Raw genomic sequence first — 10,647 nt, 5'->3', positions numbered from 1 at the left:
CTAGGCCTCGGGCTCGTCCTCGACGGGGTCCTCGAGGCGGGTCGCGAGCGCCAGGCCCTCGTCGAGCGGCAGGACGACGGAGGCGAACACCGGGTCGTCGGCGAGCGCCTGGACGAACCGCGCCCGGGCGTCGGCGTGGTCGCCCGAGGCCAGCAGCCCCAGGGCGACGAGGACGCCACCGGGCCGGAGCAGCCGGCGGCCGTGCTCCAGCGGATCGACGGTGCCGAAGGCCGACCCCTGCAGCACGACGAGGTCGTAGCCGCCGTCGGACAGGCGGGGCAGGACCTCGCCCGGGTCACCGAGGATCGCACGCACCCGGGCGCCGGCGCCGGCTCGGTCGAAGGCCTCGGTCGCCAGCCCGTGGGCGTGCGGGTCGTCGTCGATCGTGGTCAGCACGCCGCGCTCGGCCATACCGCGCATCAGCCACAGGCCGCTGACCCCGCCGGCGCTGCCGACCTCGACCGTGCTGTGTGCGGAGGTGGAGGTGGCCACCCAGCGCAGCAGCGCGCCGATCTCCGGGGTCGGGACCACGGTCCGGCCCGCGCGATCGCGAGCGGCGGCCGTCGCCTCGTCCTCGGGCGCGGTCAGCTCGCGGACCCGGTCGAGCGCTGCGCCGTCCATCGGAGCTCCTCGTGCGTGCGTGTGCGTCACCGGTGCCCGGCACCGGCCACCATCGGGAGGCAGGACGGTAGTCGAGAGACGGTCCGAGGCGTCCGGCCGGTTCGACGGCTCCGGTGGCGCTCGAGGGCCGGTGGTACGTTCCGTGGCCGTCCTCGCAGGCCACGATGGCGCTGGAGCACCCGTGTCCCACGCACCGAACCACGGCGCCACCGACGTGCTGGCGTCGTCGGGCCCGCTCGAGGTGCACGGGCCCCCGGACCCGCGGGGCGAGGAGCTCGCGCCGTCCTGGGACGAGATCGCCGAGCGCTACGGCGACACGGTGTACTCCATGGCGTACCGGCTCTGCGGTGATCGCGACGAGGCCCGCGACCTGACCCAGGACGTCTTCGTCCGTGTCTACCGCAACCTCGACCGCTACCGCCCCGGCACCTTCGAGGGGTGGCTGTACCGGATCACCCGCAACCTGTTCCTCGACCGGGTGCGGAGACGCAACCGGCTCCGCATGGTGCCGTTGCCGGCCGGCGAGTGGCGCGAGCCTCGCGAGCCCGGTCCCGGTCCCGCCGAACGCGCCGAGGAGCGGGTGCTCGACGCGACGCTCGAGACGGCGCTCGCCGAGCTGCCCACCACCTTCCGGACCGCTGTGGTGCTGTGCGACGTGCGCGGGCTGTCCTACGAGGAGATCGTCGCCGAGACGGGTTGGCCGATGGGTACCGTCCGCTCGCGCATCCACCGTGGCCGCCGGCTGCTGCGTCAGCGGCTCAGCCGCCGTGGCTAGCGGGCGCGGGGGCCACGTCGGCGGGCAGCGGCTGTCGGCCTTCCTCGACGACGAGCTGTCCGAGGAGCGCGCGCTCGAGCTCACCCGTCACGTGGCCGCGTGCGGCGAGTGCCGCGCCGAGCTCGAGGCGTTGCGATCGATGCGTTCGGCGCTCCGCGACCTCAGCGTCATCCAGGCCCCGGTGCTCACCGCCGAGGTGCGGTCCACCTCCGCGGTCGGTTCGTGGTCCAAGCGCGTGGTCGCGCTCTCGGCGGTGACGACGCTGGTGCTCGCCCTCGGCGCGGCGGCCTACGTCGTCGGCGGCGACGGTGGCGAGGTCGTCCCACCCGTCGAGCGCTTCCTGCTCGACCACCTCGCCCGCACCGGCGACGGTCCGGTCCCGGCCCCGCTCGGTGGACTCGGCAGGTGATCCACCCGCTGGTCGTCGGCGCTGCGGCGTCGGCGGCGCTGCTGCTGGTCACCGCGGGACCCCTCCTCGCCGTCACGACGCCGGGGCAGACCGTCCTCGCCGCGGATGACGACGCGGCTCACCCCGGTGCGCTCGCCGAGCTCGATCGTGCCGTCGAGGCCGCACGGACGCTGCGCTACCGCGGCACCCTCACGGTCGCGTCCTTCGGCCGGGGTGGGCCACAGGTCACCAGCGTCGAGGTGGCGCGCAGCGCCGACGGCCGCCTGCGGGCTTCCCGGCGGGGAGCCTGGGAGCTCGGCCGCGACGAGGACGGCTCCTACCTGCGGATGACGCGGACCGGGGCCCTGCTCCGGCTCGGTGGCGTCACCGTCCAGGCGTTCGACCGGGCCCGGTTCCTGCGCAACTACCGGGTCGAGGACGGCGGGACCTCGCTGCTCGACACCGGTCCCGCGCGCGTCCTGCTCGCCACGCGGCGAGACGGTGATGTGCGCTCCGAGACCCTGCACGTCGACCGGGACTCCGGTCTCATCGTGCGGCGCGAGACCCGCGACGTGGACGGCCACCCGGTGCGCGTCGTCGCTTACACCGAGCTCGAGGTCGATCCGGCCACCGGTCTGCTCAGCCCTCCGGACAGCGACGGCGAGGTGGAGCGGCTCTCGCTCAGCCCGGTCGAGCGCCGGGCGCTGGTCGAACGTGGCCTGCCAGCGGAGCGCGAGCTGCCGGGCGGGTTCGAGCTGCTCGGCGCCTCCGAGGTCGAGCAGGCCGACCTCCCGACCGTCCACCTCGTCTACGGGGACGGTCTCTACACGCTGTCGCTGTACGTCCAGCGGGGTCGGCTCGCCGATCACGCCACCGAGCAGGCCACACCGCTCGACCTGCCCGGAGGTGGGTCCGTCTGGCGGTGGCCCGGCTCCGAACCACGCCGGGTGGTCTGGACCGGTGACGGGTGGACCTTCACCGCGCTGACCGACGCGCCGACGGGTGTCCTCCTGACGGCGGTGGGCGGTTTGCCGAACGACCCGGCACCATCCACCCTTCGACGACTCGCCCGGGGACTCACCCGGGTCGGGGACCGGTTGCTCCCGCCCTGGTGATCCAGCGGTGGCTGACACGAGAGGCGTAGGGCCCGTGGCGTACGACCGAGACGAGTGGCGCACCCCCTGGAGCACGCCCGACCGGGGTGCTGAACCCGTGCCCGTTCCGGGCGCCGACGCTCCGGACGCGGGTCCGGCGGCCGGTGACGACCCGGCCACCACCGCCCCCGCGGCCGTCGGTCCCGCCATCGCCCGCTTCCCCCAGCCGCCACCGTCCTCGTGGGACGAGGACACGGTCGGTCCCGGTTCGCCGTCGGGGTCGATCCGGCCGCCCGACACCACCGGGACGCACGATGCGCCCCCGGCGTCGTCGACCCGCCGTGGTCGACCCCTCCTGGCAGGCATCGTCGGTGGCGTCGTCGGTGCGCTCGTCATCGGCGGGCTCGGGACCGCGGCGATCGGGTCGGGTCTGTTCGAGATCGGGTCGTCGGCCGAGGCGCCGATCATCTCCATCAACGGCGATGCCGGCGACGGAGCGACCAACGTCGTGCCCGCCGTCGCTGAAGCGGTCACCCCGTCGGTGGTGCGCATCGACGTGCCCGCCGAGGAGTCCGCGGCAGGTGGGCCGCTCGGTGGCGGTGGTGACGCCCTCGGTTCCGGCGTGATCTACCGCTCCGACGGCTACATCCTGACCAACAACCACGTCGTCGGCGAGGCGCGGTCGGTCGAGGTGCGGCTCGCCTCCGGTGACGTGCTCGACGCCGAGGTCATCGGCACCGACCCGCTCAACGACCTCGCGGTCGTCCGTGTCGACCGTGACGGCCTGCCGGCCATCCAGGTCCGCGACGTCAGCGACGCGCTGACCGTGGGTGAGACGGTCGTCGCCATCGGTTCGCCCTTCGGGCTCGACGCTTCCGTCACCACCGGCATCATCAGCGGGCTCAACCGCGACCTCACCGTCCCCGACGAGGACGGGCAGGTCACCTCGATCCCGGCCGTCATCCAGACCGACGCGGCCATCAACCCGGGCAACTCCGGCGGTGCACTGGTCGACGGCCAGGGCCGCCTCATCGGCATCAACACCGCGATCCTGTCGCGGAGCGGCGGGAACCAGGGCATCGGTTTCGCGGTCCCCGGCGAACAGGCCGTCGCGTCCGCGGACCAGATCATCGAGCAGGGCTTCGTCCGCCACCCGCTGCTCGGCATCGCCGGGATCGACGTGTCCCCGGAGATCGCCGAGGAGTTCGACCTCAAGGCCTCGCGTGGCGCGGTCGTCGAGTCGGTCCAGGAGGACACCGGGGCCGCGGAGGCCGGCGTCCAGCGCGGCGACATCATCACCGCCGTCGACGGCGAACCGCTGGCCACGATGGCCCAGCTCGTCGCTGAGGTGCGTCGTCGGGCCCCGGGTGACACCGTCGAGCTGACGTTCGTGCGCGACGGCGCGGAGATGCAGGTCGAGGTCACCCTCTCGGAACGGCCACGCTGACTGCCGTACGGTCGCGGAGGACGACGTAGGCTCGCCGGTGCGTCGACGCGGCCGATCGCACCACTCGGTCGCACCACTCGGTCGCACCGCTCGGTCGCTGCCCGGAGGTACCCGGTGCCTGGTCCGCAGGAGCTGCTCGTCATCGCCTTCGTGGCGCTGCTCGTGTTCGGGCCCGACCGGCTCCCCGAGCTCGCGCGCAACGCCGCCAAGGTGATCGGGCGGCTGCGCGCCGAGGTGTCCACGAGCGTCGACGATCTCAAGCGCGCCGCCGAGGCCGAGGGGCTCGACCAGGAGTGGCGCGAGGTCAGCGCGGAGCTCCGCGGCACCCGCGACGAGCTCCGCCGTCCCCTCGGCATCACGGGGCCGGCCCGCAAGCCTGCGGACGCCCGCATGGCGCCGGTGCCGACCCACCGCGCCGATGACCGCCCACCGCCGATCGACAGCGAGGCGACCTAGTGACCCCGTACCGCAACTGGGTGACGGCGCTGACGGTCGCCACCGTGCTCGTGTCCCGCGTGCTGGTGAAGACCGGCGCCGGTGATCCCCTCGACCGTGCCGCGCGTGATGCGTTGGCGCGTCCACTCGGGAACCGCGCCGACGTCACGATCGGTGCCGTCACCGACCTCGGCTCGGTGTACGGCCTCGGCGGTATCGCCGCCACCCTGCTCGTCGGTGGGCGACGCCGGGCCGCGCTCGACAGCGCCCTCGCAGGATCGGCCGCGTGGATCGTGGCGCAGAGCCTGAAGCCCACGCTCGACCGGCCGCGCCCCTACCAGGTGGACGCGGCGGCACGGCTCGTGTCCGTCCCCGCCGGCTCGTCGTGGCCGTCCGGGCACTCCGCGGTGGCGGCTGCCACCGCCACCTCGCTGTCGCCCCACCTCGGGCCGGTGTCGCGGTCGGTCGCCGCCGCGTTCGTCGGGACCGTCGCGGTGTCCCGCCTCTACGTCGGTGTCCACCACCTCACCGACGTGCTCGCGGGTGTCGCCGTCGGCCACCTCTGTGCTCGCGTCGTCCGCGGCGTCCGCCGGGCGATCTGGGGGCCGCGCACCCGGCGGCCGTCGGCGGGACGGTGACCCGTCCGGTCGAGGTCGTCGCGTTCGACGCCGACGACACCCTGTGGCACTCCGAATCGCTGTTCGCCGTCACCCAGGAGCGGGTCGCCGAGCTGCTGGCGCCCTACGCCGACGCGGCCACGCTCGAGGCCGAGCTGCTGACCACCGAGCGCCGGAACCTCGACGTGTACGGGTACGGGGTCAAGGGCTTCACCCTGTCGATGGTCGAGACGGCGCTGGCGGTGTCCGACGGGAGGGTCACCACCGACGAGGTCGCCACGATCCTGGGGTGGGGCAAGCAGCTGCTCGCCCACCCGGTCGAGCTGCTCGACGGGGTCGAGGAGACCCTCCGCGTGGTCGCCGCGGATCACCGCATCGCCCTCGTCACCAAGGGCGACCTGTTCCACCAGGAGTCCAAGATCGCGGAGTCCGGGCTCGGCGAGCTGTTCGAGCACGTCGCGGTGGTGGCCGAGAAGGACACGGCGACCTACGCCCGCTTCGCCGGTCAACTCGGCGTGGCGCCCGCCGGGCTGCTGATGGTGGGCAACTCGGTCCGATCCGACGTCCTGCCGGTGCTCGAGATCGGTGGACGCGCGGTCCACGTGCCGTACAACGTCACCTGGGCCCACGAGCACGCCGAGGTGCCCGCCGACGCGACGGGGAACGGTGCGTACACCCAGCTCACGACCCTCCGCGAGCTGCCGGCCCACCTCGCCGACCTCGCCCCCTGACGCCTCCGGCAGCGGGCGTCGCTGGAGGACGCCGGCTCCGCTCGGGCAACTCCGTCGTCAGCCGACGCTGAGCGGCAGGCTGCGACCGACGATCGAGGCCTTGCGGGCGCCGATCTGGGCGGCCACCTGGATGATGGTCTGGGCGGCGGGGACGTCGGGGTTGGTGACCACGAGCGGAGCGCCGCCGTCGCCACCCTCGCGCAGGCGCGGGTCGATCGGGATGCGGCCGAGCAGCTCGGTCCCGAGCGCCTCGGCGAGCTCCTCGCCGCCGCCCGAGCCGAAGAGTTCGTGCTCGCTGCCGCAGTCGGGGCAGGTGAACGAGGCCATGTTCTCGATGACGCCGGCGACGGTCATGCCGGTCTGCTCGGTGGCCTTCCCGGCGCGGAGGGCCACCTTCTGGGCCGCCTGCTGCGGGGTGGTGACCACGATCATGTCGGCGTTCGGCAGCATCTGCGCCAGCGAGATGGCGATGTCACCGGTGCCCGGGGGCAGGTCGCAGACCAGGAAGTCGAGTTCACCCCAGTACACGTCGGCGAGGAACTGCTGGAGCGCGCGGTGGAGCATGGGCCCGCGCCAGATCACCGAGCGGTCGGGGTCGGTGAAGAACCCGATGGAGATGACCTTGCAGCCGTGGGCCTGGAGCGGCATGACCATGCCCTCGAAGGCGACCGGCTTGCCCTCGACACCCATCATCCGCGGGATCGAGTAGCCCCAGATGTCGGCGTCGAGCACGCCGACCTTGTGGCCCTGCTGCGCGAGGGCGACGGCGAGGTTCACCGTGATCGACGACTTGCCGACCCCACCCTTGCCGGACGCGACCGCGATGACCTTGGTCGGCGAGTCGGCGCGGGCGAAGGAGATGTCCATCTGTGGGTTCGCCGCGCCCTTCTCGGCGCGGAGGCCGGCCGAGAGGTTGGAGCGCTCCTCGTCGGTCATCGACCCGAAAGCGATCTGCACGTCGTCGACGCCGTCGAGCTGCATCACGGCGGCCGTGACGTCGCGGGTGATGCGGTCCTTGAGCGGACAGCCGGGGATCGTGAGCTTGATGCGGACGGCGACGGTGCCGTCCTGGATGACGACCTCGTCGACCATGCCGAGCTCGGTGATCGGCTTGTTGATCTCCGGGTCGTCGACGGTCGCGAGGATCGCGTAGACCTCGTCCTGGGTGGGCACGCGCGAGCCTTCCGGCGGTGCGAGGGGAGCGGACCCTGACGGGGTCCCGATGTCCCCGCGATGGTACCGGCCGGGACCGAGGGGTCCGGAAGCTGCGAGCGAGCCCCCGGCTAGCCTCCGCCGCCCGCCGTCCCACCTCGAGAGCGAGCCCTCGTGCGCCGTGCCCGTCCCGTCGTCGGCCTGCTGTTGCTGCTCGCGTTCACCCTGTCCGGCTGCCGGCTCGGGGTGCGTACCGAGGTGACCGTCGAGCGTGACGGCAGCGGGGCCATCGCTGTGGCGGTGGCGCTCGACGAGGCGCTCCTCGAGGCGCTGGATGACCTCGCCGTCGACCCCACCGCCGAGCTGACGGCGGCGGTCGCGTCAGCGCCGGACTGGCAGCTGGCACGGACCGCGACCGATGCCGGGGGCCTGACCCTCACCCTCCGACGCGACGCCGACGATCCGGCCGAGCTGACCGACGCCCTGCGCGAACTGACCGACGGGCTCACCGACACCGACCCCGCGCTGGCGGTCGACCTCGACCTCGAGGTGGACGACGAGGGGGCCGCGCAGCTCGACGGGACGGTGCAGCTGCGCACGCCGATCGGTCCGGGCCTCCTGACCGACGAGGTGACCGAGGCCGACCTCGCCGAGCTGGCAGCCCGCACCGTGGACGCCGCGCTCGTGGTCACCCTGCCGGGTCCGGTCACCGACCACGACGCGGACGAGGTCGACGGGTCCACGCTCACCTGGCGCGTCGCCCCGGGCGACCCGCGGCCGGTCACCGCGGCCTCGGCCGCCCCTGAGGGGCTCACGCCGGAGCAGGTGGCAGCGCTCGTCGGCGGTGCGCTCGTGCTGGTCGGCCTGGCCGCCGTCACGGTCGTGGTGGTCCGCCGCCGCTCGAGGTGACCGGGGGCGCGACGGGCGGGTCCCGACGGGCCCGCCCGGCCGGTCAGCACCGCACGTAGGGGTCCTCGTCGGTGAGCCAGCTCTCGCCGAGGAACGCGTAGGAGTTCCAGTAGGCGTAGCGCAGCTCGAACTGGGCGGTCATGGCGTCGCACGCGTCGGTGCTCTTGGTCCGGGTCGGTTCCCCCTCGACGCCGAGGTGGGCGAGCAGTTCGGCCACCACACCCCGGTCCGGATCGGCGGTGACGAGCCCCCAGCCCATCGTCGCCCACGGAGCGGCGTCGATCACCGGGGTGGTGACCAGGTCGAAGATGGCGTCGACCGGGTCCCACTCCGCGGTGGTCGGGTAGGCGGCAGCCTCCTCGAGCGCACGGCGCAGGTCCCAGACGCTGAGGGGATCCGGGCCGTCGACCAGGACGGGGCCGTCCTCGCTGGCGACGATGCCGCCGTCGTGGCCGGCCGCGCGTCGCGCCTCGAGGATCCCGAGCGACGCCACGCCGGCGGTGGTGGGGGTCGCGAAGCTGGTGCCGGAGACGGTCCGGCGTCCGTCCTGGCAGTCCGTGCAGTAGGGCAGCGTCTGGGTGAAGTCGCCGACGACGTCGGGCAGCGAGCCGGAGGTCAACTGACGCCCCTCGGAGTCGCCCTCCTCGTACCCGGAGACGCCGAGCGACCACCACGGCCCGCCCGTCGAGTCGATCGGGGAGAGGGCGGGCGTGTTGTCGACGGCGCCGGTGTGGAGCTTGCCGTGGGTCACGACACCCGTGTAGCTGAAGCTGAGGTGGTAGGGCAGCGGCGGGCTGCCGATCGGGCCGTAGCTGGTGGTCACGACGTCGACGGCGGGGTGGGTGAACGCCCACTGCTCGGACGCCTCGTCGATGCCCTCGACCATCACCACGACGGCCTCCGGGTTGGCCTCCAGGACCGAGCCGAGCACGCCGGTGCCGTGGGGGCTCTTCCCCGACGTCGGCTGCAGCGGGGGTGTCGATCCGTCGAAGGAGATGCCGATCACGTTGGTGCCGGCGAACCAGTACGGCCGTCCCGGCTCGACGCCCGCCCAGAGGTCGGCATCGGCGGCCACGTCGCTGGCCTGGTCACCGGTGCGGGTCAGCTCGAGGATCTGGTCCGGGCCGATGCCGAACTCGGCGAGGACGTCGGCCGTGACCGCCGTGGGTGCCTGCTCGGCGTAGGGGCCGTCGCCTCCGGCGTGGAAGAACTCGTGGTAGGCGTTGACGCCCGAGTCGATGGCGGCGACCACGACGCGCGGGGTCACCGCGGCCGGCTCGTCGGGCTCGTCCGGGTCGCTCGGTTGCTGGCCCGGAGGTCGGACGTCGAGCGGCCGGCCACCGGCGTGGTCGGGCTTGTGGTGGGCGACCGCTGGGGCGGCCACACCGACCACCAGCAGCGCGGCGAGCAGGGACGGACCGAGGGCGCGACGCACGAGCACAGGCATCTCCACGAGGGCAGGCGACGGCGGGCGGCCGGTCGCTGTCGTCACCCTCTTCCGCGCCCGCTCCGGTCACCCCTGCTGCCCGTGCGTCCCGTGCTGGCGGGGGCGCACGACAGCCGACCCGCGCAGGTCAGCCGCGGGGGCTGAGGTGGAGGTCAGCCGCGGGGGTTGAGCTCGATCACGAGGCACTCGCGCTTCCAGCGCTCGAGCGCGTCCTCGCCGTCGGGCAGGTTCAGGCGTGTCCCGAGCCCGAGGCCCGCGATCCGCTCGAACTCGTCCGACCCGGACTCGACCACGCGGACGTCCGCGGTGAGCTCGCCGAGGGCGGCCTTCTGCTCCTTGGACTTCACCGAGATCGTGACCGTCGGCACGTGCTCGAGGTTCGGCAGCTCCTGTTCGCTGCCACCCTTGATGACGAACAGCTTCGTGCCCTGCTGCACGTACCAGGCGGGGCGGGTGGCGACGCCACCGCCCGGCTGGTCGATGGTCAGCCAGCAGAGCGAGCCCTTCTTCAGCGCGACCTCGGCAGCATCGAGCACGACGCCCGCGGTGCGCGCCGAACCGGGCGCGTCGATGAACACCGGGATCCGGCCGGCGAGCTGGCCGTCGAGGTAGAACAGCGCGGCGTGTTCGCCGGGGTGGGTGATCTCGATCCGGTCCCGGATCTCGCGGCGGAACAGGTCCTCGAACATCATCCCGCGCAGCTCGATCAGGCGCGGCTCGGTCTCCCACAGGATGCGCCCGTCGGGGCCGGCGATCGCCAGGACCTCCTCGTAGACGCCCTGGGGGCCCTTGTAGACCCGGTTGATGCCGAACGGGTCGGAGCCCGCGGGCAGCTCACCGGTGATGCGGATGACCGGGTCGGCGACCGCGGTCTCCTCGTAGGCCGCGAGGTCGAACACCATCGCCGACATGAGCTTCACGCGGGACATCTGGGGACCTCGCTCGTGTTCGGGGACGCGCCGTCCCGGTGGTCGACCGGCGAGCTCGCGCGCGGGGAGCGTAGCCGCGAGCCCGGTCGTGGCCCGAACGCG

The 10,647-nt window shown here is 73.5% G+C and carries 12 protein-coding genes; 8 read left to right on the top strand and 4 right to left on the bottom strand.

Translation table 11 applies throughout. The annotated features are described in order from the left end of the window. Entirely contained in the window at positions 1 to 621 is a 621-nt protein-coding gene (locus WEB03_RS03035; protein WP_368069494.1) for an O-methyltransferase, read from the bottom strand. Between the two features lie 181 nt (positions 622 to 802). On the opposite strand from WEB03_RS03035, the gene WEB03_RS03030 reads away from it, so the two are divergent. The 7 genes from WEB03_RS03030 (at position 803) to WEB03_RS03000 (ending at position 6,108) form a co-directional block, all read left to right on the top strand. Further along, positions 803 to 1,396 carry a sigma-70 family RNA polymerase sigma factor gene (locus WEB03_RS03030; RefSeq protein ID WP_368069493.1) on the top strand — a complete coding sequence of 198 codons (594 nt, stop codon included), beginning with the start codon at positions 803 to 805 and terminating at the stop codon, positions 1,394 to 1,396. Continuing rightward, positions 1,389 to 1,805 (top strand): anti-sigma factor, encoded by a 417-nt coding sequence (locus WEB03_RS03025; RefSeq protein ID WP_368069492.1) that lies wholly within the window; start codon positions 1,389 to 1,391, stop codon positions 1,803 to 1,805. Before WEB03_RS03030 ends, WEB03_RS03025 begins: the two co-directional genes overlap by 8 nt. Then, positions 1,802 to 2,899, top strand: a complete 1,098-nt coding sequence (locus WEB03_RS03020) for a hypothetical protein (RefSeq protein ID WP_368069491.1) — start codon at positions 1,802 to 1,804, stop codon at positions 2,897 to 2,899. The genes WEB03_RS03025 and WEB03_RS03020 overlap by 4 nt, the downstream gene beginning before the upstream one ends. Before the next feature lie 97 nt (positions 2,900 to 2,996). Beyond that, positions 2,997 to 4,325, top strand: coding sequence for a S1C family serine protease (locus WEB03_RS03015; protein WP_368069490.1), 1,329 nt, complete (start codon positions 2,997 to 2,999; stop codon positions 4,323 to 4,325). Between the two features lie 114 nt (positions 4,326 to 4,439). Continuing rightward, positions 4,440 to 4,781, top strand: coding sequence for a twin-arginine translocase TatA/TatE family subunit (locus WEB03_RS03010; RefSeq protein WP_368069489.1), 342 nt, complete (start codon positions 4,440 to 4,442; stop codon positions 4,779 to 4,781). After that, positions 4,781 to 5,398, top strand: a complete 618-nt coding sequence (locus tag WEB03_RS03005; protein ID WP_368069488.1) for a phosphatase PAP2 family protein — start codon at positions 4,781 to 4,783, stop codon at positions 5,396 to 5,398. Before WEB03_RS03010 ends, WEB03_RS03005 begins: the two co-directional genes overlap by 1 nt. After that, positions 5,395 to 6,108 (top strand): HAD family hydrolase, encoded by a 714-nt coding sequence (locus WEB03_RS03000; RefSeq protein WP_368069487.1) that lies wholly within the window; start codon positions 5,395 to 5,397, stop codon positions 6,106 to 6,108. Before WEB03_RS03005 ends, WEB03_RS03000 begins: the two co-directional genes overlap by 4 nt. Positions 6,109 to 6,165: 57 nt before the next feature. Here the strand turns inward: WEB03_RS03000 and WEB03_RS02995 are convergent, their stop codons facing one another. Further along, positions 6,166 to 7,281 carry an Mrp/NBP35 family ATP-binding protein gene (locus WEB03_RS02995; RefSeq protein WP_368069486.1) on the bottom strand — a complete coding sequence of 372 codons (1,116 nt, stop codon included), beginning with the start codon at positions 7,279 to 7,281 and terminating at the stop codon, positions 6,166 to 6,168. Between the two features lie 153 nt (positions 7,282 to 7,434). Between WEB03_RS02995 and WEB03_RS02990 the strand changes: the two genes are divergently transcribed. Next, complete coding sequence (locus tag WEB03_RS02990) at positions 7,435 to 8,169, top strand: hypothetical protein (RefSeq protein ID WP_368069485.1); 735 nt, start codon at positions 7,435 to 7,437, stop codon at positions 8,167 to 8,169. Positions 8,170 to 8,212: 43 nt separating this feature from the next. Here the strand turns inward: WEB03_RS02990 and WEB03_RS02985 are convergent, their stop codons facing one another. Both WEB03_RS02985 and WEB03_RS02980 read right to left on the bottom strand, forming a co-directional pair. Next, positions 8,213 to 9,610: a S8/S53 family peptidase gene (locus WEB03_RS02985; protein WP_368069484.1), complete on the bottom strand. Its 1,398-nt coding sequence runs from the start codon at positions 9,608 to 9,610 to the stop codon at positions 8,213 to 8,215. Positions 9,611 to 9,768: 158 nt separating this feature from the next. Continuing rightward, positions 9,769 to 10,545 (bottom strand): hypothetical protein, encoded by a 777-nt coding sequence (locus WEB03_RS02980; protein ID WP_368069483.1) that lies wholly within the window; start codon positions 10,543 to 10,545, stop codon positions 9,769 to 9,771. Positions 10,546 to 10,647: the final 102 nt, after the last annotated feature.

The sequence above is a fragment of the Nitriliruptor sp. genome, assembly GCF_040882075.1.
Classification (GTDB): Bacteria; Actinomycetota; Nitriliruptoria; order Nitriliruptorales; family Nitriliruptoraceae; genus Nitriliruptor.
The sequence above is the reverse complement of the archived record's forward strand: the minus strand, read 5'-3'. Positions and strand labels throughout refer to the sequence as shown.

Bases quoted from the DNA above. Each gene is read 5' to 3' on its own strand.
- WEB03_RS02980 (WP_368069483.1), bottom strand. From the start codon at position 10,545: ATGTCCCGCGTGAAGCTCATGTCGGCGATGGTGTTCGACCTCGCGGCC.
- WEB03_RS03035 (WP_368069494.1), bottom strand. From the start codon at position 621: ATGGACGGCGCAGCGCTCGACCGGGTCCGCGAGCTGACCGCGCCCGAG.